A 23528-nucleotide genomic window follows, 5' to 3' on the forward strand; every position below is an offset into this window, starting at 1 on the left:
TCATCGCCATGAGTCACGATCTGAACCTTCCCGGCAGCCCGTCCACCCCCGCTATCCAGAGCGACTGGCAGGCCGGCCGTCTCGCCATGCAGGGCGACTCCTATCCGGAAAACTCCTACGAACTGTTCAGTCAGGTCATCGACTGGGTCGAGGCCTTCCTGAAGCAGGAAGCGCGCCCCCTGACACTGATCCTGGAGCTGGTCTATCTCAATACCAGCTCGGTCAAGGCCATGATGGACATCTTCGACCTGCTCGAGGACGCCTACCAGGACGGTCGCGAGGTCGGCGTCGAGTGGCGCTACGACCCGCGCAACGAGCGCATCGCCGAACTGGCCGAGGAATTCAAGGAAGATTGCCACTACCCCTTCGCCATCCTGCCTCTCGAGGTGAAGGTGTGACGTACCGAGATCGGGCACTGCTCGACGAGGTGAGTGCCCTGCTGGCGAGCCCGGCCCACCGCGACCATCCGCTGCATGACGCCCTGGAGCGGCTCTACCACCACCACCTGGAGCAGCAGGGGCGACTCGAACGACTGATCAGCATCGCCGATGGCTTCCAGCAGAACGCCCAGCACGACCTGCACGACGCCCGACATCAGCTGGAGCACCAGCGGCGCCGCCAGCGCAAGATCTCGCGCATCGCCGATCGCTTCCAGGAGCTGTTGCACGAACGCAACCAGGCCCTCGAGGATGTCTCCAGCCAGGACCCCCTGACCGGCCTGGCCAACCGGCGCCGCCTGCACCAGCATCTCGAGGAGCTCGCCGACGGGACCGGCCGCCCCTTCAGCCTGGCGATGATCGACCTGGATCACTTCAAGGCCATCAACGACCGCCACGGCCACGCCGCCGGCGACCGGGTACTGGTCGGCCTGGCCCGGACGCTGACCAGCGCATTGAGAGAGGACGATATTTGCGGGCGCTGGGGAGGCGAGGAGTTCCTGCTGATCCTGCCGGGAACCCGACTCGACCAGGCGGAAGGCCTGGTCGACCGGCTCGGCGAGCGCCTGCGGGAACGACATCTGGCGACAGGCACGGGCTCGGAACAAGAAGCGATCACGGTCACCGCCAGCATCGGCATCGCCGAATACCGGCCCGGTGAGGACTATCGCGACACCATCCACCGCGCCGACCAGGCCCTGCTGGCCGCCAAGCGCGAGGGCCGCGATCGTACCCGCCGCGCCATCTGAGTCGCCTCAGCGAGACGCCTGGCAAGAAAAAGGGCACCCCGCAGGGTGCCCTTTTCGCGTCTCGTCCCGAAGGGCGCAGCGGCTTACCAGCCGGTGGCTTCCTTCAGGGCATCGCCGATCTCGGCCAGGGAGCGCACGGTCTTGACGCCCGCCGCCTCGAGGGCGCCGAACTTCTCGTCCGCGGTGCCCTTGCCGCCGGCGATGATGGCGCCGGCGTGGCCCATGCGCTTGCCGGGAGGCGCGGTGACGCCGGCGATGTAGGATACGACCGGCTTGGAGACGTGCTCCTTGATGTAGGCGGCCGCCTCTTCCTCGGCGGTGCCGCCGATCTCACCGATCATCACGATGGCCTCGGTCTTCGGATCCTGCTCGAACTTCTCGAGGATATCGATGAAGGTGGAGCCCGGGATCGGGTCGCCGCCGATGCCCACGCAGGTGGACTGGCCGAAGCCGTGATCGGTGGTCTGCTTGACCGCCTCGTAGGTCAGGGTGCCGGAACGCGACACGATGCCGACCCTGCCCGGCTGGTGGATGTGGCCCGGCATGATGCCGATCTTGCACTCGCCCGGGGTGATCACGCCGGGGCAGTTCGGACCGATCAGGCGCACGCCCAGCTCATCGCACTTGACCTTGACGTCGAGCATGTCGAGGGTCGGGATGCCCTCGGTGATGCACACGATCAGCTTGATGCCGGCGTTGGCGGCCTCGAGGATGGAGTCCTTGCAGAACGGGGCCGGCACGTAGATCACGCTGGCCTCGGCGCCGGTCTGCTCGACCGCTTCCTTGACGGTGTTGAACACCGGCAGGCCCAGGTGCTCCTGGCCGCCCTTGCCCGGGGTCACGCCGCCGACCATCTGGGTGCCGTAGGCGATCGCCTGCTCGGAATGGAAGGTCCCCTGGCCGCCGGTGAAGCCCTGGCAGATGACCTTGGTGTTCTTGTCGATCAGGATGCTCATTACTTGCCCTCCGCTGCCTTGACGACCTGCTGAGCCGCGTCGGTGAGGCTCTTGGCAGCGATGATGTTCAGACCGCTGGAGGCCAGCTTCTCGGCACCCAGCTCGGCGTTGTTACCCTCGAGACGCACCACGACCGGCACGTTGACGCCGACCTGTTCGACGGCCCCGATGATGCCCTCGGCGATCATGTCGCAGCGCACGATGCCGCCGAAGATGTTGACCAGCACGGCCTTGACGTTGTCATCGGAGAGGATGATCTTGAAGGCCTCGGCCACGCGCTCCTTGGTGGCGCCGCCGCCGACGTCCAGGAAGTTGGCCGGGCTGCCGCCGTTGAGGTTGACGATGTCCATGGTGCCCATCGCCAGGCCGGCGCCGTTGACCATGCAGCCGATGTTGCCGTCCAGGGCCACGTAGTTGAGGTCCCAGGCCGCGGCCTCGGCCTCGCGCGGATCCTCCTGGGAGGGGTCGCGCATGGCCTGCAGGTCCGGGTGGCGATACAGGGCGTTGCCGTCCAGGTTGATCTTGGCGTCCAGGCAGTGGAGGTTGCCCTCGTCGGTGATCACCAGCGGGTTGATCTCGAGCAGCGCCAGGTCCTTGTCGTGGAACAGCTTGGACAGGCCCAGGAAGATCTTGGTGAACTGCTTGACCTGCGCGCCCTCGAGACCCAGCTGGAAGGCCAGCTCACGGGCCTGGTACGGCTGGGCGCCGACCAGCGGATCGATCTCGGCCTTGAGGATCTTCTCGGGGGTCTCCTCGGCGACCTTCTCGATCTCGACGCCGCCCTCGGTGGAGGCCATGAAGACCACGCGACGGGTGGCGCGATCGACCACGGCGCCGAGATAGAGCTCGTTGGCGATATCGGTGCAGTTCTCGACCAGGATCTTGGCGACCGGCTGACCGTGCTCGTCGGTCTGGAAGGTCACCAGGTTCTTGCCCAGCCACTGCTCGGCGAAGGCCTTGGCCTCCTCCGGGCTCTTGATCAGCTTGACGCCGCCGGCCTTGCCCCGGCCACCGGCGTGGACCTGGGCCTTGACGACCCACATCTCGCCGCCGATCTTCTTGCAGGCTTCCGCCGCTTCCTCGGGGGTGTCGACGGCGAAGCCCTTGGAAACGGGCAGACCATAGTCGGCAAACAGCTGTTTGCTCTGATACTCGTGAAGGTTCATCGATTCATGCCATTGGTTGCATGTGACTCGAACGGTAGCCGCTGCGCTGGCGGGTGCCTCGGGCGGCGGCTACCACCGTTCCCCTCCGATGCGTCGCCGAAGGGGACGCGCCGCCCGCGGGCGGCGCTCTTGTTGTCTTACTTGCGCTTCTTGCGGTTGGCCATGTGAATGGCGTGGCCTTCCACGGCCAGGGCCGCTTCGTGGACGGTCTCGGAGAGACTCGGGTGCGCATAGCAGGTCAGGGCCAGGTCCTCGGCGCTGGAGCCGAACTCCATGGCGATGACGCCCTGGGCGATCAGCTCGCCGGCATGCTGACCGACGATATGCATGCCCAGCACGCGGTCCGTTTCGGCATCGGCGACGATCTTGGCCATGCCCTCGGTGGCGTTGTTGGCCATGGCCCGGCCGCTGGCGGCGTACGGGAAGGCCCCGGTCTTCACCTCGATGCCCTTGGCCTTGGCGTCCTGCTCGGTCAGGCCGACCCAGGCCACCTCGGGGAAGGTATAGATCACGCTGGGGATGGCGTCATAGTTCATCTCGGCCTTATGGCCGGCGATGATGTCGGCCACCATGATGCCTTCCTCGGAGGCCTTGTGGGCCAGCATCAGGCCACGCACGCAGTCGCCGATGGCGTAGACGCCCGGCACGTTGGTGCGGCACTGGTCGTCGACCTGGATGAAACCGCGCTCGTCCAGGTCGACACCGACGCCGTCACCGACCACACCCTTGGTATAGGGCTTGCGGCCGACGCAGACGATCAGCTTGTCGAAGGTGATCTCCTGCTCGCCCTTGGCGTCGCTGTACTTGACCACGACTTCCTGCCCCTTGACCTCGGAGCCGGTGACGCGGGCGCCCAGCTTGATGTCGAGCCCCTGCTTCTTGAGCGACTTCTGGGTCTCCTTGGCCACGTCCTTGTCGACCATCGGCAGGAAGTCGTCCATGGCCTCCAGCACGGTGACCTCGGAGCCCAGGCGGTTCCACACGCTGCCGAGCTCCAGGCCGATGACGCCGGCACCGATCACGCCCAGGCGCTTGGGCGCCTCTTCGAACTCGAGGGCGCCGGTGGAATCGACGATCAGGCCCTCGGTCAGCGGGGTCGGCGGGATCTCCACCGGCACCGAACCGGCGGCGATGACGATGTGATCGGCCTCATAGGTGGCGGCCTTGCCGTCCGGGTCGGTGACCTCGACCTGCTTGCTGCCGGTCACCTTGCCGGTACCGTCGATCGGGGTCACCCCGTTGGCCTTGAACAGGCCGGAGATGCCGCCGGTCAGGTTCTTCACGATCTGATCCTTGCGGGCCATCATCTTCGTGATGTCCATCTGGACGTCGCCGGTCTGGATGCCCAGGTCACCGAACTCGTCCTTGGCCTCGACGAACTTGTGGGAGGCCTCAAGCAGTGCCTTGGACGGGATGCAGCCCACGTTCAGGCAGGTCCCACCGTGGACGACCTTGCCCTGCTTGCCGATCCACTTCTCGACGCAGGCGGTCTTCAGGCCCAGCTGGGCGGCACGGATGGCGGCGACGTAGCCGCCGGGGCCCGCGCCGATCACGATGACATCAAACTTGTCGGCCATGTTGGCTCCTTGCGTTGTGTTTCGCTATGTCTCTGTTGCCCGTGCGGATCAGACGTCCAGCAGCAGGCGGGCCGGATCTTCGAGCAGCGCCTTGATGGTCACCAGGAACTGCACCGCATCCTTGCCGTCGATCATGCGGTGATCGTATGACAGCGCCAGGTACATCATCGGACGGATCTCGACCTGGCCGTTCACCGCCATGGGACGCTCCTGGATCTTGTGCATGCCCAGGATGGCGGTCTGCGGCGGGTTGAGGATCGGCGTGGACATCAGCGAGCCGAAGATCCCGCCGTTGGTGATGGTGAAGGTGCCGCCCTGCATCTCGTCGATGCCGAGCTTGCCGTCGCGGGCCCGCTTGCCGAAGTCGACGATGCCCTTCTCGACGTCGGCGATCTTCATGCTGTCGGTATCACGCAGCACCGGCACCACCAGACCGCGGTCGGTGGACACGGCCACACCGATGTCCTGGTAGCCGTGGTAGACAATGTCGTCGCCGTCGATGGAGGCGTTGACGTCCGGGAAGCGCTTGAGCGCCTCGGAGGCCGCCTTGACGAAGAAGCCCATGAAGCCGAGCTTGGTGTCGTGGGCCTTGAGGAAGGTGTCCTTGTACTGCGCACGCAGGTCCATCACCGCGCCCATGTCCACCTCATTGTAGGTGGTCAGCATGGCGGCGGTCTGCTGGGCCTCGACCAGACGCTTGGCGATGGTCTTGCGCAGACGGGTCATCGGCACGCGCTTCTCGGGGCGCTCGCCCTCGACGGCCGGGGCCGGCGCCGCGGCGGCCTTGGCACCGCCGGCCGGCTTGGCGGCCTTCTTGGCGCTGCCGTCCTTGATGGCCTTCTGCACGTCTTCCTTGAGGACGCGACCGCCCTTGCCGGTGCCCTCGAGCTTGGCGACGTCGAGGTCGTGCTCGGCGACCAGCTTGCGCGCGGCCGGGGCCAGGATCTTGTCACCGACCTTCTCGTCGCTGGCGCCGTCATCGGCGGATGCCGCGGCCTTGCCCTCGCCGGCGCCGGTCGGGCTGGCGCTGCCGCCGGCCCCTTCGGTGAACACCGCGAGCAGTTGCTCGGAGGTCACCTGGCTGCCCTCCTCGGCCTTGATCTCGCTGAGCGCGCCGTCGGCCGGAGCCACGACCTCGAGCACCACCTTGTCGGTCTCGATCTCGGCCAGCACCTCGTCGCGCTTGACCGCTTCGCCGACCTGCTTGGCCCAGCTGGCCACGGTGCCTTCCTGGACGGATTCGGGGAAGGTCGGGGCCTTCACCTCGTGCTGCTGGCCGCCGCCGGCCGGGGCGGCCTTCGACTCGGCGTCGCTCTTCTCTTCGCTGGCGGCCTCGGCCTTGTCGCCACCGCTGGCGGCGGCGCCTTCGCCGAGGCGCCCCAGGACCTGCTCGGACTCGACGGTATCGCCTTCGTCCGCCAGCACCTCGGCCAGGGTACCGGCCTCGGGTGCCACGACCTCGAGCACCACCTTGTCGGTCTCGATCTCGACGATCAGCTCGTCACGCTCGACGCTATCGCCCGGCTGCTTGTGCCAGGCGGCCACGCTGCCCTCGGCAACGGATTCCGGAAAGGTGGGTGCCTTGATCTCGGTAGCCATGTCGTTTCCCTTGTGTGTTCTCTCTCGTCCCGGTGGGCTGCCTTAGAGGTTGAAGGCGTCTTCCACCAGCTTGCGCTGCTGTTCGGTGTGCACGGACATGTAGCCCGCCGCGGGCGCCGCCGACGCCGGGCGACCGGCGAACTTGAGCTTGCCGCCCAGGCCCGTCCGGAGGCGCTCGGCCACGCTGCGCATGTGATGCTGGCTGGGATACCAGGCCCCCTGGTTGAGCGGCTCTTCCTGGCACCACACCACCTCGCCGGCGTTGGTGTAGGCCTGGATGGCCTCGAAGAGCTCCTCTTCGGGGAACGGATAGAGCTGCTCGAGACGCAGGATCGCCACGTCGTCCCGGGCATTCTCCTCGCGCCAGTTGGCCAGGTCGTAGTAGACCTTGCCGGCACACAGGATGATGCGCTCGACCTTCTCCGCGGCGCGCTCGCCCTGGTCGGGCAGCACCATCTGGAACTTGCCGTTGGCCAGTTCGTCGAGGCTGGAGGTGGCCTCCTTGTGACGCAGAAGGCTCTTCGGCGACATCACCACCAGCGGCTTTCTCAGCTTGCGGATGACCTGGCGACGCAGCAGGTGGAAGATCTGCGCCGGGGTGGTCGGCACGCAGACCTGCATGTTGTGCTCGGCGCACAGCTGCAGGAAGCGCTCCAGGCGCGCCGAGGAGTGCTCGGGCCCCTGCCCCTCGTAGCCGTGGGGCAGCAGCATGGTCAGGCCGCAGAGTCGTTCCCACTTGGTCTCGCCGGAGGAGATGAACTGGTCGACCACCACCTGGGCGCCGTTGAAGAAGTCGCCGAACTGCGCCTCCCAGACCACCAGATCGTTGGGTGCCGTGGTGGCATAGCCGTACTCGAAGGCCAGCACGGCTTCCTCGGAGAGGTAGGAGTCGTGGATGGTGAAGCGCGGCTGACCGTCGCTCAGGTGCTGCAGCGGCACGTAGGTGGTGCCGTCCTTCTGGTTGTGCACCACCGCGTGGCGGTGGGAGAAGGTGCCTCGGCCACTGTCCTGGCCGGTCAGGCGCACCGGGTGGCCCTGGTCGATCAGGGTGGCGTAGGCCAGGGTCTCGGCGAAGCCCCAGTTGGTGGCCATGCCGCCGGCCTGCATCTTGCGGCGGTCGTCATAGATCTTGGCGACCTGGCGCTGCACCTCGACCCCGTCGGGAATCTCGCACATCTTCGCCGCCAGGTGCTGCAGGCGCTTGAGGTCGAAGCTGGTGTCGGTATGACCGCTCCACTCGTGGCCGAGATAGGGCTTCCAGTTGACGAACAGCGCAGTGTTGGGCTTCTGCACCAGGGCGTTGGCCACATGGTTGCCGGCGACCAGGTCGTCGCGGTACTTCTCCATGGTCGCCTTGGCGTCGTCCTCGCTGATCAGCCCCTCCTGGACCAGGCGCTGGGCGTAGCGAGTGCGGGACGAGGCGTGCTGCTTGATCTTGCTGTACATCATCGGCTGGGTGCCGGACGGCTCGTCGGCCTCGTTGTGGCCGCGGCGGCGGTAGCACACCAGGTCGATGACCACGTCCTTCTTGAACTGCTGCCGGTAGTCCAGCGCCACCTGGGTGGCGTGCAGCACGGCATCCGGATCGTCGCCGTTGACGTGGAAGATCGGCGCCTGGACCATCTTGGCGATGTCGGTGCAGTACTCGGTGGAGCGCGAGTCTTCCGGGTGCGAGGTGGTGAAGCCCACCTGGTTGTTGATCACGATGTGCACCGTACCGCCGGTGCGGTAGGCGCGGGTCTGGGACATCTGGAAGGTCTCCATGACCACGCCCTGGCCGGCGAAGGCCGCGTCGCCGTGGACGTTGATCGGCAGCACCTTGCCGCCGTCGTCGTCGTCGCGACGATCCTGGCGGGCACGCACCGAGCCCTCGACCACCGGCGCGACGATCTCCAGGTGGGAAGGGTTGAACGACAGCGCCAGGTGCACTTCGCCGCCCGGCGTCATGACGTTGGAGCTGAAGCCCTGGTGGTACTTGACGTCACCGGAGCCGCGCTCGACCACCTTCTTGCCGTCGAACTCGTCGATCAGCTCGGAGGGGTTCTTGCCCAGGATGTTGACCAGCACGTTGAGGCGGCCGCGGTGGGCCATGCCGATCACGACTTCCTTGGTGCCGTAGCCGCCGGCGCGCTGGATCAGCTCGTCCATCATGGGAATGAACGACTCGCCGCCCTCCAGGCCGAAGCGCTTGGTGCCCGGGTACTTGGACGCCAGGTAGCTCTCCAGGCCCTCGGCGGCGGTCAGCCGCTCGAAGACATGCTTGCGCACCTCCTCGCTGAACCGGGGGGCCGAGCGCACCGACTCGAAGCGCTGCTGCAGCCAGCGCTTCTCCTCGGTGTCGACGATGTGCATGATCTCGCAGCCGATGCTACGGCAGTAGGTCTGCTCCAGCGCCTCGACGATCTCCTTCAGCGGGGCCTTGTCGACGCCGAGGAAGAAGGAGCCGGTCTGGAACTCGGTGTCCAGGTCGGCCTTGGAGAGCTGATGGAAGGAGAGGTCGAGGTCGGGCACCGGGGTCGGGCTGCGCAGATCGAGGGGGTCGATATCGGCCTTCTGGTGCCCGCGGAAGCGGTAGGCGTTGATCAGCTGCAGTACCTTGACCTGCTTGCGATTCTCGTCGCTCTCCGAGGCAGCGGCGGCCTGGGCGGTACGGCGCTGGCGGCCTAGCTGATAGAACTGTTCGCGGGTAGGAGCAAGTGGAACGTCGTGGGTGGCGCTGCCATCGGGGCTCGGCAGTTGGTCGAAATACTGGCGCCATTCGTCGGGAACGGCGGTGGGATCATCGAGGTACTGCTCATAGAGCGCTTCCACATAGTGGACATTGCTGCCACTGACATGGGAGGAGCGCCACATCAACTCCATTATGCCTTGTTGCATCTCTCGGTCACCCTGCACTGATGGGGTGGTATCGGCCGTCACGGCTCACCCGTGGCGACAACTTAGGTAGCCAGCCGGCGGGCGGACACCTTGTTTTCGATGGTCAAAAGCCGGTGCACGAGGCACCGGCTTCGACGTCTCACCGGGGGCCAGGCTGCGACAGCACGTCGCAGCTCGCGGCGTATGATAACAAGCCGGGGCCCACGATTTAAGTGGCATTCGCCAGCAGCATCTCGCGGATCTTGCCGATCGCGCGAGTGGGGTTGAGCCCCTTCGGGCACACCGCCACGCAGTTCATGATGCCGCGGCAGCGAAACACGCTGAACGGGTCTTCCAGGTCGGTCAGCCGCTCGCGCGTCGCCTCGTCCCGGGAATCGGCCAGGAAGCGGTAGGCCTGCAGCAGGCCGGCCGGGCCGACGAACTTGTCCGGGTTCCACCAGAACGACGGGCAGGAGGTCGAGCAGCAGGCGCACAGGATGCACTCGTAGAGACCGTCGAGCTTGTCGCGGTCCTCCGGCGACTGCAGGCGCTCGATGGCCGGCGCGGGGTTGTCGTTCTGCAGGTACGGCTGGATGCGCTCGTACTGCTGATAGAACAGCCCCATGTCGACCACCAGGTCACGAATGACCGGCAGGCCGGGCAGCGGACGCAGGGTCAGCTTGCCCTTCTTGACCACCTCGGAAAGCGGCGTGATGCAAGCCAGGCCGTTCTTGCCGTTCATGTTCATGCCGTCGGAGCCGCACACGCCCTCGCGGCAGCTGCGACGGTAGGCCAACCCGTTGTCCTGCTCCTTCACCAGGTGCAGCACGTCGAGCACCATCAGGTCGCGACCCTGGGTGTCGACCTGGAACTCCTCCATATAGGGAGCGGAGTCCGTTTCCGGGTTGTAGCGGTACAGGGATACCTGAAGATTGGACATCGTGACTCCCCTCAGTAGGTACGGACTTTCGGTTCGAACATGTCGACGGTCTTGGGCGCGAAGTTCACATCACGCTGGCCCAGGCGCTTCTCGGCCGGGAAGTACATGGAGTGCTTCAGCCAATTGACGTCGTCGCGATCCGGGTAGTCGTAGCGTGAGTGGGCACCACGGCTCTCCTTGCGCTCCAGGGCGGCGATGGCGGTGGCCTCGGCGACCTCCATCAGGTTGTCGAGCTCCAGCGCCTCGACCCGGGCGGTGTTGAAGGTGCTGGACTTGTCCGGCAGGTAGGCGTTGTCGATGCGCTCACGCAGCTCGGCCAGCTGCTGGACGCCCTTCTGCATGTTGTCCTCCTGGCGGAAGACGCCGAAGGCGTTCTGCATGATGTCCTGCAGCTCGCGCTTGAGCTCGGGCACGGTCTCGCCGCTCTCGGACTCGTTCCAGCGGTTGATGCGCTGCATGGCCGCGGCGACGTCGGATTCGCTGGCCGCCAGGTACTCGACGCCCTCGTTGAGCGCGCTCTCGATGAACATGCCGGCGGCGCGGCCGAACACCACCAGGTCGAGCAGCGAGTTGCCGCCCAGGCGGTTGGCGCCGTGGACCGACACGCAGGCCGCCTCGCCCACGGCGAAGAGGCCGTTGACGATCTGGTCGTTGCCGTCGCCGTCCTGCATGATCGCCTGGCCGTGCACGTTGGTCGGGACGCCGCCCATCATGTAGTGGCAGGTCGGCACCACCGGAATCGGCTCCTTGGCCGGGTCCACGTGGGCGAAGGTCTTGGACAGCTCGACGATGCCCGGCAGGCGCTTGCCGAGGACTTCCTCGCCGAGATGGTCGAGCTTGAGGTAGACGTGGTCGCCGTTCTCGCCGCAGCCACGACCCTCGAGGATCTCCATGACCATGGAGCGTGCGACCACGTCGCGGCCCGCCAGGTCCTTGGCGTTGGGCGCGTAGCGCTCCATGAAGCGCTCGCCGTCCTTGTTGATCAGGTAGCCACCCTCGCCACGGCAGCCCTCGGTCACCAGGGTGCCGGCGCCGTAGATGCCGGTCGGGTGGAACTGCCACATCTCCATGTCCTGCATCGGGAAGCCGGCGCGCAGCGCCATGCCGATGCCGTCGCCGGTGTTGATCAGGGCATTGGTGGTGGAGGCATAGATGCGACCGGAGCCGCCGGTGGCCAGCACGGTGGCCTTGGACTTGACGTGAACCACTTCGCCGGACTCGATGTCCATGGCAATGCAGCCCACCACGTCACCGTTGGCGTTCTTGACCAGGTCGACGGCGTACCACTCGTTGAGGAAGGTGGTATTGTTCTTCAGGTTGTTCTGGTAAAGGGTGTGCAGCAGGGCGTGGCCGGTGCGGTCGGCCGCGGCACAGGTACGCGCCGCCTGGCCACCCTCACCGAAGTTCTTGGACTGGCCGCCGAACGGGCGCTGATAGATGCGGCCGTTGTCGAAGCGGGAGAACGGCAGGCCCATGTGCTCGAGTTCGAAGACGGCCTTGGGGCCCTCGGAGCACATGTACTCGGCGGCGTCCTGGTCGGCGATGTAGTCGCCGCCCTTGACGGTGTCGTACATGTGCCAGCGCCAGTCGTCCTCGGGATCGGAGGAGGCAATGGCGCAGGTGATGCCGCCCTGGGCCGAGACGGTGTGCGAGCGGGTCGGGAAGACCTTGGACAGCACGGCGGTCTTCTTGCCGGACTTGGCCAGTTCGAGGGCGGCCCGCAGGCCGGAACCGCCACCGCCGATGATGATGGCGTCGAAGGTCAGGCTACGCATGTTGGACATGGATCAGGCTCCCCACAGGACTTGGATACCCCAGACCAGAAACACGAAGATGGCCAGGATGATGACGGTCTGGACGGCGATGCGAATGCCGGTCGGCTTGAGATAGTCGGTGGTCACGGTCCACAGCCCCACCCAGGCGTGGGCGGCCAGGGACACGAAGGCCAGCAGCGAGAAGATCCGCATCCAGGTCTGGGCGAAGAGCCCGCTCCAGGCCGCGTAGTCGAGGCCCGGGTTGAACAGCAGGTAACCGACGATGAAGAGAGAGTAGAGGGCCAGGATGATGGCCGAGACGCGCTGCACGAGCCAGTCGGACAGCCCGCTGCGCCCAAAGTTGGTGATATTGGTTACCATACCCAGACTCCAGCCAGAATGATCAGGACCACGCTTGCCACCACGGTGATCTGCGCCTTCTTGACACCGCCCTCGAGGGTCACGCCGATATCGATGTCCATCAGCAGGTGCTTGATGCCGGCCACGAAGTGAAAGGCCAGCGCGGACAGCAGGCCCCAGGCGATCAGCTTGGCGAAGAAGTTGTGGGCCAGGGCGTCACGCACGGCGGCGAAGCCCTCGGGCGACGACAACGAGGCATCCAGCGCCCAGAAGCCGAAGATCAGGCCGATGAAGAGAATGACGCCGGTGATGCGGTGGGCGATCGACGTCAAGGCGGGGAGGGGGAACTGTATCGTGGACAGATCCAGATTTACGGGTCGTTTGCTATTCACGGCTCTCTACACACTCTCTTGGCCCGCAGTGGGCGCTCGGGCGAGGCCCGTCACGGGCGGTGGTTTCGGGAAGGGACACGATCATGACGCCATGTCACGATCACCGTTTCCTGCCAGTCGCGCGACAGGATTATAGGGTTATGCCCACATCATGACAAATGAACCGCGCCCCGACCCGACCATGGTGGCAAGCCTCAGGGAGGGCGAAAAACCCCGCTATACCGGGAGTTAGCCCACCTCTTAAAGCCCCACGACGAATCCTGCACGCAAATGGTGCAAAGCACCATATTGTATACAATAATTGTACAAAAGCCTCCAGCAGTACATGACAAGAGAGGCGATCGATGAATTGACAATCGTGAGGACGCTTCTATAGTGGGCGAACCTTTTCGCCGGCAAGTTCTGCGAAATCACGCATTATCGCGCCACCATGAACTCGAGAGGAGGCCAGTTATGGCTGACAGGAAAGCAACGTTGACGGTAGAAGGTCTGGACAAGCCGATCGAGCTGCCGATCTACTCGGGGACCGCGGGGCCGGATGTAGTGGATGTCCGCAGCCTGGGCGCCGAAGGCCTCTTCACCTACGACCCCGGCTTCATGGCCACCTCCTCCTGCCAGTCCGCCATCACCTACATCGATGGCGGCAAGGGCGTGCTGCTGCATCGCGGCTATCCCATCGAGCAGCTCGCCAAGCATTCCAACTTCGTCGAACTGTGTTACCTGCTGATGTTCGGTGAGCTGCCCGACAAGTCCCAGTACAAGGACTTCGAAGGGCGCGTGCGCGGCCACACCATGGTCCACGAGCAACTGGCCAACTTCTTCAAGGGCTTCCGCCGCGACGCCCACCCGATGTCGATCCTGTGCGGCGTGGTCGGCGGCCTGGCGGCCTTCTACCACGATCACCTGGACATCACCAAGCAGGAAGATCGCGAGATCAGCGCCATCCGTCTGATCGCCAAGATGCCCACCATCGCCGCCATGTCCTACAAGTACAATGTCGGCATGCCCTTCAACTATCCGCGCAACGATCTGAACTATGCAGAGAACTTCCTCTACATGATGTTCAGCAACCCGTGCGAGGACTACGAGATCAACCCGGTGTTCGCCAAGGCCATGGACCGCATCTTCATGCTCCATGCCGATCACGAGCAGAACGCCTCCACCTCCACGGTGCGCCTGGCGGGCTCCACCGGCGCCAACCCCTTCGCCTGCATCAGTGCCGGCATCGCCGCCCTGTGGGGACCGGCCCACGGCGGCGCCAACGAGGCGGTGCTGAACATGCTCGACGAGATCGGCGACGACTCCGAGGAGAACATCCAGCGCTTCATCGACAAGGCCAAGGACAAGAACGATCCGTTCAAGCTGATGGGCTTCGGCCACCGGGTCTATCGCAACTTCGATCCGCGCGCCAAGGTCATGAAGGAGACCTGCGACGAGGTCCTGGCCCAGCTGGGCATGGCCGACGATCCGCAGCTCAAGATCGCCAAGCGCCTCGAGCAGATCGCCCTGGAAGACGAGTACTTCATCGAGCGCAAGCTGTACCCGAACGTCGACTTCTATTCCGGCATCATCCTCAAGGCCATGGGCATCCCGACCAACATGTTCACCGTGATCTTCGCGGTGTCCCGTACCATCGGCTGGATCTCCCACTGGCACGAGATGATCAGCGACAGCTACAAGATCAGCCGTCCGCGCCAGCTGTACGTGGGCCACTCTCAGCGCGACTACCCCGCCGAGTGACCGATGCCCCGCACTGACGAAGGCCGCCCATCGGGCGGCCTTCGTCGTCCGGGCCGGGGCAAGAGCCGGGCAAGCCACAGGACACCCCCAGGTCACCCGAGGGCGAGGGCCATGACGGGGACGCCAGGACCCACCCCTGGCCAGGGCACCAGGAGCCGACCAGTGGCCATGCCCTGCCCTTCCGAGCCGACAGGCCCCAGACTCACGGACGGACAACAGCGCCCCTCGACCGCGTCGCCCGGCGCCCTGTCATGCGACTGACGCCATTCCGCAGCGTTTTCCACACATTCTGTGGATAACCCTGTTCAAAACCCCTAGAGAAACGCCTCGAATCGCCATGGACAGCGGGTCGCGCTCAGATTGGTTAATTTTTAACCTAACGCAACTCATTGATTTAAAAGAACTAATTCAAGAAGCCCATAACCACGGGGCTCCGCCCCGCCCTTGTGCACAGACAGCAAGGCAGGAACAGGCGAAGTGGACAAGTCAAGGCCGCAACGACCTTAATTTAATGGGAAAGTACCAGATTCCGTCATACTCGACGCCCCGACGGCGCGCCCAACGGACATAAAAAAAGACGCCTTCGGCGCCCGGATACAAGGAGAGGTGGCGTCCCATAGGGGGTTCGAACCCCTGTTACCGCCGTGAAAGGGCGGTGTCCTAGACCACTAGACGAATGGGACGCAACATCTTCCACGAGAGAGGTGGTGGAGCCTAGCGGGATCGAACCGCTGACCTCAACACTGCCAGTGTTGCGCTCTCCCAGCTGAGCTAAGGCCCCGCATCTCGTGAAGACGAGGCGTATAGTACTGATTCCCCTCGCCTTCGTCAACCCTTCGTGCTCCGCACGAGAACTTTCAGCTGTAAGCCTGAAGCTGGAAGACAGGCAGAGCCTACCTCGCTGTCGACACCAGGCCCCGGCAACCCCGCTCCAGTCATAGCCTGGCGGGGTTTTCTTCAAGCTTACAGCTTATGGCTTACAGCTCCCGGTATTCCTTCTCGAAGCGCTTGGCTTGCTTCTTGGACACGCCGCCCAGCACCGCGATGGCATGGCGCAGGCGAGCCCGGGTCATGTCGGAGCCGAGGATCGCCATGGCGTCCATCACCGAGGTGCTGGAGGCCGAACCGGTGATGGCGATGAACACCGGCGCCAGGAAGTCCTTCATTTTCAGCTCGAAATGGGCCGAGAGCGCCTTGACCTCGGCGAGCAGGGCATCCTTGTGCCAGGCCGGCACGGTCTCGAGGCGCCAGGTCAGGAATTGCAGCAGCTTGACCAGGTCCTCGCGTTCCAGCTTGACCCTGTCGAAGTCGCCCGCCTCGAGCGACGGCACGCCGGCGAAGAAATGCCCGGCCAGCGGCATCACGTCGGACAGCGTCTCCACCCGCGGCCGCACCTGAGGCAGGATCTGGCGCACGTAGTCCTCGTTGAAGGCCCACTCTCTCAAGGCCTCCAGCAAGGCGGCGTCGTCCAGGTCCTCGCGAATGTAGAGACCGTTGAGCCAGCTCAGCTTCTCCAGGTCGAACACCGGCCCGCCCAGCGAGACCCGCTGGATGTCGAAGTGGCTCATCATCTCGTCGAGACCGAACTTCTCGCGCTCGTCGGGCATCGACCAGCCCATGCGACCCAGATAGTTGGTCACCGCCTGCGGCAGGAAACCCATTCGCCGGTAGTAGTTGATCGAGGTCGGGTTCTTGCGCTTGGAGAGCTTCGACTTGTCCGGATTGCGCAGCAGCGGCATGTGGCACAGTGTCGGCATCGGCCAACCGAAATACTCGTAGAGCAACTGGTGCTTGGGTGCCGAGTTGATCCACTCCTCGCCGCGCAGCACGTGGGTGATGCCCATCAGGTGATCGTCGACCACGTTGGCCAGGTGGTAGGTCGGCATGCCGTCCGACTTGAGCAGGATCTGGGCATCCACCTGGGCCCAGTCGACCTCGATGGTGCCACGCAACATGTCCTCGACCACGCAGGTGCCCTCGCTGGGCACCTGCATGCGCACCACATGGGGCCAGCCCTCGCGCTCGCGGCGCGCGGCCTCGTCCTCGGGCAGCGCCAGGTCGGCGGGCTTCAGCGCCATGTGCAGGCCCTCGGCCTTGCGGGCCTCGCGCAGCTCGTCGAGCTCCTCGCTGGTGCGATAGCACTTGAAGGCATGACCGGAGGCGATCAGCTTGCGGGCATGCTCCGCATAGATATCGCCGCGCTCGCTCTGCCGATAGGGACCATGCGGACCGCCCACGTCGGGCCCCTCGTCCCACTCCAGCCCCAGCCAGCGCAGGGAATCGAGAATCATCTGCTCCGACTCGGCGGTCGAACGCACCCGGTCGGTGTCTTCGATGCGCAGGATGAACTCGCCGCCGTGCTGACGGGCGAAGCACAGGTTGAACAGGGCGATATAGGCGGTGCCCACATGGGGATCGCCGGTGGGAGACGGCGCGATACGAGTACGTACGGTCATGTCGTCCTTGGTCCAGTCGGGGGGAAATGGTGGGCCCTGGGTGCCTGCCGCACGGCGCGCGCCGGGCCAGGGCGGATGGGCGCATTATACGCACCTCGCGCCGGGCCGGCAGCCGTGGTAGGGAATCATTGACGCCCTGAAGGGTCCATGCCCCATCCCTGGAATGCCGAGGTCCGCGATGTTTTCCCGATTGCCCGACGACTTCAACGCCCTGATCACCGGCGCCTCCGGCGGCATCGGTGCGGCCCTGGTCGATGCCTTGCTGGCCGAGCCGCGACTGGGGCGCCTGTATGCCGTCAGCCGACGCGAGGTGCGACGAGATGACGCGCGGCTGGCCGCGCTGACGCTGGACCTCACCGAACCCGCCGGCCTCGAGGCGCTGGGCACCGCCCTGCCCGACCGGCCGCTGCACCTGGTGCTCAATACCCTGGGCCTGCTGCACGACGAGGCGGCCGGCATCGCCCCGGAGAAGAAGCTCGACGACCTCGACGCCGCCGCCCTGGCCCGCTCGTTTCACGTCAACGCCACCACCCCGGCACTGCTGCTCAAGACACTGCAACCCGCGCTCAAGGGCCGGCACCCCGTGCTGATCGGCAGCCTGTCGGCCCGGGTCGGCTCCATCGGCGACAACCGCCTAGGCGGCTGGTACGCCTACCGCGCCAGCAAGGCCGCCCATAACATGCTGATGAAGACCGCCGCCGTGGAGCTGCGCCGACTCAATCCCAACGCCGCGGTGATCAGCCTGCACCCCGGGACCACCGACACCGCCCTCTCCGCGCCCTTCCAGGCCCGGGTGCCCGAGGGCAAGCTGTTCTCGCCCGCCTTCGTGGCACAGCGGCTGCTGGCCGTGCTGGAGCGTCGCACGCCGGCGGACAGCGGCGAGTTCCGGGACTGGGACGACGTCGGCATCCCCTGGTGACAAATGCCTCGGCGCGCGGTCCTATCGTTGATGCGCGCTATTGCACAGCCCCAAGCAATCGCAGACCATCGCTTTCTTATAGATGACCTCAGACAGGACGACGTTCATGGAAACACTCGGCCCTCGGATCAAGCATCTCCGCTTGGAGGCCAAGCTCAACAAGGCCGCCCTCGCCCGCCGGGTCGGCGTCTCGGACGTCACCATCTCGTACTGGGAGTCCGGCGCCATCAAGCAGATCGGCCATGAGCGCCTGGTGGCCCTGGCCGCGGCCCTCAATTGCCCGCTGTCCGCGCTGCTCGACGACGCCCCCACGCGCCCTTCCCCGCTGTTCCTGAGGGCCGAGGCCCCACCTCCCTGGGCCACGCCCGATGTCAAAGGCATCGAGCTGCCCATCGAACTCACCCCGGGCCAGCGCTGGGATGGCGATTGCCACCTGGTGACGCCGGCGCCGGGCGAGGGCTTCGACTACCTCGGCATCGGCGACCTGGCGGCCATCGCCCCTACCGAGATCTTCCGCCAGCCCGGCCTCTACCTGATCGAGGAAGCCGGCCGCCTGGCGCTGCGCCGGGTACAGCAGGACGCCAAGGGGGAGCTGACCTTCCAGCGCCAGGACGACGCCGCCCCCGCGCCCTACACCCCGGACTGCCGGCTGCTGGGCAAGGTCGTCTCACTGTGGCGCCACGAGGCGCTGTGATACCGCCCCTCACTCCAGTTCCATGACTTCCACCCGGTCGGTGGTCTGCCGCGTCTCGCTGCCGACCAGGACACGCTGGGTCGCGCTGACCACCTGCCCCAGCCCGTGTCGCGAGCCCTCGACCAGAGGCCCGCGCAGGTGTTGCCCCCGCTCGCCGAGCCGCGCCCGCACCGCCGGGGGCTGCACCTCGGCGACGGGCATGTTGACGGTGATGCGATAGCCGCCATCCGGCAGACCGCTTCCCGGGCCGAAGGGCCCCGCCGAGAACCCGCCGGCCTCGACCCGGGTGCGCTCCTGCCAGCGCACCCCACTGACCTCGCGCTCCACCAGCACCTGCAGGCGCGTGGCGCCGGGCAGGTTGGTGGTGCCCTCGACCACCAGGCGGCGATCGCTGCGCAGCCGGGCCCCGATCTCGATGGTCACGACCTCGTCGAAGGGCGCCACCTCGGGCGCCGCTGGCTCCTCGGGCGCAGGCGACTCGGGCTGGGCCACCCCGCCGAGCCGCTCATCGGCCGGCGGCGCCTCTTCCTCGCCACCCCCACAGCCGACCAGCACCGCCGCCAGGCCCGCCAACAGAATGCCTCGATGCCATGCCCTCATGCCCGTCCTCCGTGTCCAGGGATGCGTCGCCAGCCTATCACCTCATCGGGCCACTCGCGCCCATCAGGCGCCACGGCACTCCCGACACAGGGTCGCGTGGGGCACCGCGGCCAGGCGCCCCGCATCGATCACCCCGCCGCAACGCTCGCAGACCTCACCACGCCCTTCGCGAATCCGCGCCAGGGCGTGGCGCACCTGGCCCAACTCATCCTCGGCCTCCGCCGCCAGCGAGGCCACCACCTCGTCGTCGCGCGTCTCCAGGGACTGGTCTTCCATGTCCTTGTCCACCGGTCCCCCCGGCCGTTGCCGATGGACCCGATAGCGCTCCAGGCGCGCCTGGAGTTCGTCCCGCAGCCGCTCGAGTTCGGTCTTGCGATTCCCCATCGCCGCTCTCCTCTGCTCTACCGCACACCCGCCGATCAGCCAACCCCCAGGGCACGATACCCCTGCGGCGACAGCCTGAGCCGACGCGGTGCACCGCCGGCATCGCGATCCACCGAGAGATGCCCCGACGCTTCCAGGGCATCGATGTCCGACAGGATCCTGGCCTGGTGCGAATCCTCTCCGGCATGGCCGAAGGGCGCGGCCAGCACGCCACCATGCTGGAGCACCCGAGCCAGCAGTTCGTGCCGCGACGCATCGCGTTCTTGGTCGTTCATTCGTGTCCCTCCGGCCGCCGAATCGTGAATGACCTCTCCGAGTATGGACGACATCGCCGCGACACCTTCTCACGCTGGCTCCCCCCCCTCGCAACCGGCGCCGTGGCTGGTAGAATATGCGCCACCCTGCCCGACCACCGTGATGCCGATGACCGACCTCGACCGCACCTTCTCCGTGGCCCCGATGATGGACTGGACGACCCGCGACTACCGCGCCTTCGCGCGGACGCTGACGCGGCGTGCCCTGCTCTACACCGAGATGGTCACCACCGGCGCCATCCTCCACGGCAGCCCCCGGGAACGGTTCCTCGGCTTCGATACCGTGGAGCACCCGCTGGCCCTGCAGCTGGGCGGCAGCGACGCCGGCGCGCTGGCGGAATGTGCGGCGATCGCCGAGGAGTGGGGCTATGACGAGGTCAACCTCAATGTCGGCTGCCCCAGCGACCGCGTCCAGAACAACCTGATCGGCGCCTGCTTGATGGCCCACCCGGAGAAAGTGGCCGAGGCGGTGGCGGCCATGCGCCGGGCGGTCTCGATCCCGGTGACCGTGAAGTGCCGCATCGGCATCGACGACCAGGACGAGGACGCCGACCTCGCCCACTTCATCGCGCGGGTGGCGGACGCCGGCTGCGAGGTCTTCATCGTGCACGCCCGCAAGGCCTGGCTCGAGGGGCTGTCGCCTAAGGAGAACCGCGACATCCCGCCGCTCAACTATCCGCGCGTCCACCGCCTCAAGGCCAGCCGTCCCGAGCTGCATATCGGCATCAACGGTGGGATCAAGACCCTGGACGACTGCCGAGGCCACCTCGAGCACGTGGACAGCGTGATGGTCGGCCGCGAGGCCTACCAGAATCCCTGGCTGCTGGCCGGGGTCGACGAACATCTCTATGGCCAGCCCGGCCCGGCGGCGAGTCGCCACGCTGCCGCCGCGGCGCTGCGCCCCTACATGGCTCGGCGCCTCGAAGGAGGCGCCAAGCTCAATCATCTCACCCGCCACCTGCTCGGCCTCTTCCAGGGCTGCCCCGGCGGGCGCAAGTTTCGCCGCCACCTCTCCGAGCACGCCCACCGCGAGGGCGCGGGTCTGGCGGTGTTCGACGATGCCCTGGGGCTGGTTCCCGAACCGTCCCCCGCCCCGGCCCTGGCCGGCTGATCAGTACAGCGGGTCGGGCGGCGGTTCGAGGGTCGACTGGAAGGTCTCGACGGCGTTCTCGGCTTCCTCGATGGCATCGAAGCGCGCGATGTGGAACAGGGCCTCGCCCTCGTTGACCAGCGGCAGGCGGCTCATGCCGATGACGATGCCGTCGGCTACCGCCCGCACCTCCCCCTCGGCATTGCCGAAGGGATCGGCGACCCGCCCCAGCAGCTCGCCTTCGGCCACCCGCGCCCCCAGCCGCACCTGCGGCCGCAGGATGCCGTCGATGGGCGCCCGGGCCCAGCTCGAGCCATTGGCCACCTCGGCGGCGGGCGGCGCCCGGCGACGATGCTCGCCGCTGAGCATGCCGAGCCGACGCATCACCCTCAGCACACCGCGCACCCCAGGCGCGATCGCCCACTCGTCGAAGCGCAATGCCTCGCCGGCCTCGTAGGTCAACACCGGAATGTCATGGCGCTCGGCATAGTGGCGCAGGCTGCCCTCGCGAAGATCGGCGTTGAGGATCACCGGGGCCCCGAAGGCGTCGGCCATGCGTTCGGTCTCGCTGCCGGGACGCAGCTGGGCACGGATCTGGGGCAGGTTCGTACGGTGCAGTGCCCCGGTGTGCAGGTCGATGACATGGGAGGCCTGATCGACGATCTGCTGGCGGAACAGCGCCGCCACGCGGCTGCCCAGCGAGCCCGACTCGCTGCCCGGGAAGCAGCGGTTCAGGTCGCGGCGATCGGGCAGGTAGCGGCTGTGCTGCACGAAGCCGAAGACGTTGACGATGGGCACCGCAATCAGGGTCCCGCGCAGCCGCTGGATCTGCCGCGAGCGCAGCAGCCGGCGCACGATCTCCACGCCGTTGATCTCGTCGCCGTGAATGCCACCACAGACCAGGATCACCGGCCCGGGCTGGCGACCATGGACCACCTCCACCGGGATATGCAGCGGCGCATGGGTATAGAGCCGGGCCACCGGCACATCGATCTGGCTGCGCGACCCCGGGGCCACGCGCACGCCGGCGAGTTCGAAAGGGGCACGAGCCATGGCGCGACCTCCTGCTGAAACGGTATTCACGCATATTCCCGTATCCCGCAGCGCATCACAAGGCATGCCGGCCCGACAACCATTCATGGATGAATGTAAAGCGTCGCTCGGCTTAGGTAGAATGGGAGCGCACCCTCCCGGAGTCGATCATCACCATGGCCAGACGCACCAAGGCCGAAGCCGAAGCCACCCGAGTGGCCCTGTTGGATGCCGCCGAGGAAATGTTCTTCGACAAGGGCGTCGCGCGCACCTCGCTGGAGCAGATCGCCCGCCACGCCGGCATGACCCGCGGCGCCGTCTACTGGCATTTTCGCAACAAGGCCGACCTGTTCCGCGCCATGCTGGATCGCGTCCGCATGCCTTTCGAGGAACTGGTGGAAGAGATCGACGTCGACGATACCACCCCCATGGAGGCGATTCGCCTGGGCTGCCGGCAGGGCTTTCGGCGCCTGGAGCAGCCCCGTCACCAACGGGTCCATGCCATCCTGCTGCACCGCTGCGAGTTCTTCAGCGACATCGACCCCCAGGCCATGCAATCCGAGATGGCCGGCGAATGCCTGGACGCCCTGCTCGACTATTTCACCGTGGCCCGCGAACAGGGCCTGCTGCGCGACGACGTCAGCCCCGAACTGGCCACCCAGCTGCTGCAATCGGTGCTCAGCGGCCTGTTCCACGACTGGCTGCGTGACAGCGAGGCCTTCTCGCTGGTCGAGCGCGGCACCTGGCTGGTCGACGCCCAGCTGCGCCTGCTCACCCGGGAAGACGCCTCAACCTGAGGGCGACGAACCGTTGTGCCCCTCGTCCATGGGCCGCTCATGGCGTTCCAGCAGATGCAGGCGCACCAGCCGCGTGCGCGCATCCAGGTAGTCCCGCTCCAGCACCGAGCGATAGGCCTCCTGCCCGGCCAGGTACTTGACCAGGATACGCGTCTCGCCGAGGCGCGGCAGATTGCCTGCCTTGCCCAGCAGGGTGACCTCGCGGCCGGGATCGTCATCCAGCACGGCGGTCGCCGCCTCGTCCTCCACCCGGGTGACCCGCACCCGCTCGCCGAGCAGGCAGCGCCGCGACAGGTTCGGGTGGCAGTGCAGTCGCCGGTGCAGCCTGCGACACAGGCCGGCCGCCAGCGGCGAGGCCAACGCGAAGGCCGCCCAGATCACCGCGACGCCGACGGGAATACGGAAGAACCCCAGCGGCAGCCAGCTCAGCACCGCCAGCTCGACGGCCAGGGTCAGCGCCGCGGCCAGCACCACCAGCACGCTCAGCGCCAGCGAGGCCGGTACACCGGCGAAGCCCAGCGAGACCAGGGTGCTGGCCAGGTGATCGTTGCGCAGGCTGTCGTGCTCGAACAACTCGGTGGGCGCCAGGCGCAGCAGCACCAGCAGCCAATAGATGGCCAGCAGCGCCAGCGGCACGGTGAAGACGATCAGCGGGAAGCTCAGGGCGAGCGAGGCGATGGCGTTCATGGCGGCTCCTTGGGCCGGCCCGATTAGCC

Annotated in this window: 22 protein-coding genes and 2 tRNA genes; 7 read left to right on the forward strand and 17 right to left on the reverse strand. The window is 66.5% G+C overall.

The window, feature by feature from the left end:
• The first annotated feature begins 8 nt into the window (after nucleotides 1-8).
• Together siaC and siaD are read left to right on the forward strand one after the other, a co-directional pair.
• A complete protein-coding gene (gene siaC, locus ACXAFN_RS01070; RefSeq protein WP_474985429.1) occupies nucleotides 9-398 on the forward strand; it encodes a biofilm regulation phosphoprotein SiaC in 390 nt (129 codons plus the stop codon).
• Nucleotides 395-1186: a biofilm regulation diguanylate cyclase SiaD gene (siaD, locus tag ACXAFN_RS01075; RefSeq protein WP_474985431.1), complete on the forward strand. Its 792-nt coding sequence runs from the start codon at nucleotides 395-397 to the stop codon at nucleotides 1184-1186. Before siaC ends, siaD begins: the two co-directional genes overlap by 4 nt.
• Before the next feature lie 83 nt (nucleotides 1187-1269).
• Here the strand turns inward: siaD and sucD are convergent, their stop codons facing one another.
• The 9 genes from sucD to sdhC all read right to left on the reverse strand — a co-directional run bounded on the left by sucD (nucleotide 1270) and on the right by sdhC (nucleotide 12786).
• Nucleotides 1270-2142 carry a succinate--CoA ligase subunit alpha gene (gene sucD / locus ACXAFN_RS01080; protein ID WP_474985433.1) on the reverse strand — a complete coding sequence of 291 codons (873 nt, stop codon included), beginning with the start codon at nucleotides 2140-2142 and terminating at the stop codon, nucleotides 1270-1272.
• The gene (gene sucC / locus ACXAFN_RS01085) at nucleotides 2142-3308 is read right to left on the reverse strand and encodes an ADP-forming succinate--CoA ligase subunit beta (protein ID WP_474985434.1); all 1167 of its coding nucleotides are present in this window, start codon (nucleotides 3306-3308) and stop codon (nucleotides 2142-2144) included. Before sucC ends, sucD begins: the two co-directional genes overlap by 1 nt.
• Before the next feature lie 137 nt (nucleotides 3309-3445).
• Nucleotides 3446-4885, reverse strand: coding sequence for a dihydrolipoyl dehydrogenase (gene lpdA, locus ACXAFN_RS01090; RefSeq protein ID WP_474985436.1), 1440 nt, complete (start codon nucleotides 4883-4885; stop codon nucleotides 3446-3448).
• A 48-nt stretch (nucleotides 4886-4933) separates the two neighbouring features.
• Entirely contained in the window at nucleotides 4934-6484 is a 1551-nt protein-coding gene (gene odhB / locus ACXAFN_RS01095; RefSeq protein ID WP_474985437.1) for a 2-oxoglutarate dehydrogenase complex dihydrolipoyllysine-residue succinyltransferase, read from the reverse strand.
• A 42-nt stretch (nucleotides 6485-6526) separates the two neighbouring features.
• The gene (locus ACXAFN_RS01100; protein ID WP_474985438.1) at nucleotides 6527-9361 is read right to left on the reverse strand and encodes a 2-oxoglutarate dehydrogenase E1 component; all 2835 of its coding nucleotides are present in this window, start codon (nucleotides 9359-9361) and stop codon (nucleotides 6527-6529) included.
• 208 nt (nucleotides 9362-9569) lie between these two features.
• Nucleotides 9570-10280 (reverse strand): succinate dehydrogenase iron-sulfur subunit, encoded by a 711-nt coding sequence (locus ACXAFN_RS01105; protein ID WP_474985440.1) that lies wholly within the window; start codon nucleotides 10278-10280, stop codon nucleotides 9570-9572.
• 11 nt (nucleotides 10281-10291) lie between these two features.
• Nucleotides 10292-12064 (reverse strand): succinate dehydrogenase flavoprotein subunit, encoded by a 1773-nt coding sequence (gene sdhA / locus ACXAFN_RS01110; RefSeq protein WP_474985442.1) that lies wholly within the window; start codon nucleotides 12062-12064, stop codon nucleotides 10292-10294.
• A gap of 3 nt (nucleotides 12065-12067) precedes the next feature.
• Nucleotides 12068-12415: a succinate dehydrogenase, hydrophobic membrane anchor protein gene (gene sdhD, locus ACXAFN_RS01115; protein ID WP_474985443.1), complete on the reverse strand. Its 348-nt coding sequence runs from the start codon at nucleotides 12413-12415 to the stop codon at nucleotides 12068-12070.
• The gene (gene sdhC, locus ACXAFN_RS01120; RefSeq protein WP_474985445.1) at nucleotides 12409-12786 is read right to left on the reverse strand and encodes a succinate dehydrogenase, cytochrome b556 subunit; all 378 of its coding nucleotides are present in this window, start codon (nucleotides 12784-12786) and stop codon (nucleotides 12409-12411) included. Before sdhC ends, sdhD begins: the two co-directional genes overlap by 7 nt.
• Before the next feature lie 453 nt (nucleotides 12787-13239).
• On the opposite strand from sdhC, the gene gltA reads away from it, so the two are divergent.
• Nucleotides 13240-14526, forward strand: coding sequence for a citrate synthase (gltA, locus tag ACXAFN_RS01125; RefSeq protein WP_474985446.1), 1287 nt, complete (start codon nucleotides 13240-13242; stop codon nucleotides 14524-14526).
• Between the two features lie 607 nt (nucleotides 14527-15133).
• Here gltA and ACXAFN_RS01130 read toward each other — a convergent pair.
• The 3 genes from ACXAFN_RS01130 to gltX all read right to left on the reverse strand — a co-directional run bounded on the left by ACXAFN_RS01130 (nucleotide 15134) and on the right by gltX (nucleotide 16982).
• Nucleotides 15134-15209, reverse strand: a tRNA-Glu gene (locus ACXAFN_RS01130).
• A gap of 22 nt (nucleotides 15210-15231) precedes the next feature.
• Nucleotides 15232-15307: transfer RNA gene (locus ACXAFN_RS01135), tRNA-Ala, on the reverse strand.
• A 196-nt stretch (nucleotides 15308-15503) separates the two neighbouring features.
• A complete protein-coding gene (gene gltX, locus ACXAFN_RS01140; protein ID WP_474985448.1) occupies nucleotides 15504-16982 on the reverse strand; it encodes a glutamate--tRNA ligase in 1479 nt (492 codons plus the stop codon).
• A gap of 178 nt (nucleotides 16983-17160) precedes the next feature.
• Here gltX and ACXAFN_RS01145 point away from each other — a divergent pair, with 178 nt between their 5' ends.
• Nucleotides 17161-17901: an SDR family NAD(P)-dependent oxidoreductase gene (locus tag ACXAFN_RS01145; protein ID WP_474985450.1), complete on the forward strand. Its 741-nt coding sequence runs from the start codon at nucleotides 17161-17163 to the stop codon at nucleotides 17899-17901.
• Between the two features lie 106 nt (nucleotides 17902-18007).
• Entirely contained in the window at nucleotides 18008-18595 is a 588-nt protein-coding gene (locus ACXAFN_RS01150) for a helix-turn-helix domain-containing protein (RefSeq protein WP_474985452.1), read from the forward strand.
• Nucleotides 18596-18604: 9 nt separating this feature from the next.
• Here ACXAFN_RS01150 and ACXAFN_RS01155 read toward each other — a convergent pair whose 3' ends face one another.
• The 3 genes from ACXAFN_RS01155 to ACXAFN_RS01165 form a co-directional block, all read right to left on the reverse strand.
• Complete coding sequence (locus tag ACXAFN_RS01155; RefSeq protein ID WP_474985454.1) at nucleotides 18605-19195, reverse strand: hypothetical protein; 591 nt, start codon at nucleotides 19193-19195, stop codon at nucleotides 18605-18607.
• Nucleotides 19196-19258: 63 nt separating this feature from the next.
• On the reverse strand, nucleotides 19259-19579 hold the full coding sequence (locus ACXAFN_RS01160; RefSeq protein ID WP_474985456.1) for a TraR/DksA family transcriptional regulator: 321 nt from the start codon (nucleotides 19577-19579) through the stop codon (nucleotides 19259-19261).
• Nucleotides 19580-19614: 35 nt separating this feature from the next.
• A complete protein-coding gene (locus tag ACXAFN_RS01165; RefSeq protein ID WP_474985458.1) occupies nucleotides 19615-19854 on the reverse strand; it encodes a hypothetical protein in 240 nt (79 codons plus the stop codon).
• Nucleotides 19855-20002: 148 nt separating this feature from the next.
• Between ACXAFN_RS01165 and dusA the strand changes: the two genes are divergently transcribed.
• Nucleotides 20003-21004, forward strand: a complete 1002-nt coding sequence (gene dusA / locus ACXAFN_RS01170) for a tRNA dihydrouridine(20/20a) synthase DusA (RefSeq protein WP_474987440.1) — start codon at nucleotides 20003-20005, stop codon at nucleotides 21002-21004.
• Here the strand turns inward: dusA and ACXAFN_RS01175 are convergent, their stop codons facing one another.
• The gene (locus ACXAFN_RS01175) at nucleotides 21005-22036 is read right to left on the reverse strand and encodes a succinylglutamate desuccinylase/aspartoacylase family protein (protein WP_474985459.1); all 1032 of its coding nucleotides are present in this window, start codon (nucleotides 22034-22036) and stop codon (nucleotides 21005-21007) included.
• 155 nt (nucleotides 22037-22191) lie between these two features.
• Here ACXAFN_RS01175 and ACXAFN_RS01180 point away from each other — a divergent pair, with 155 nt between their 5' ends.
• Complete coding sequence (locus ACXAFN_RS01180) at nucleotides 22192-22812, forward strand: TetR family transcriptional regulator (RefSeq protein WP_474985461.1); 621 nt, start codon at nucleotides 22192-22194, stop codon at nucleotides 22810-22812.
• Here ACXAFN_RS01180 and ACXAFN_RS01185 read toward each other — a convergent pair.
• Nucleotides 22804-23499, reverse strand: a complete 696-nt coding sequence (locus ACXAFN_RS01185; protein ID WP_474985463.1) for a hypothetical protein — start codon at nucleotides 23497-23499, stop codon at nucleotides 22804-22806. The two genes, ACXAFN_RS01180 and ACXAFN_RS01185, sit on opposite strands and share 9 nt — an antisense overlap.
• Between the last annotated feature and the right edge of the window lie 29 nt (nucleotides 23500-23528).

Source organism: Halomonas sp. ABH4_019 (assembly GCF_056159885.1).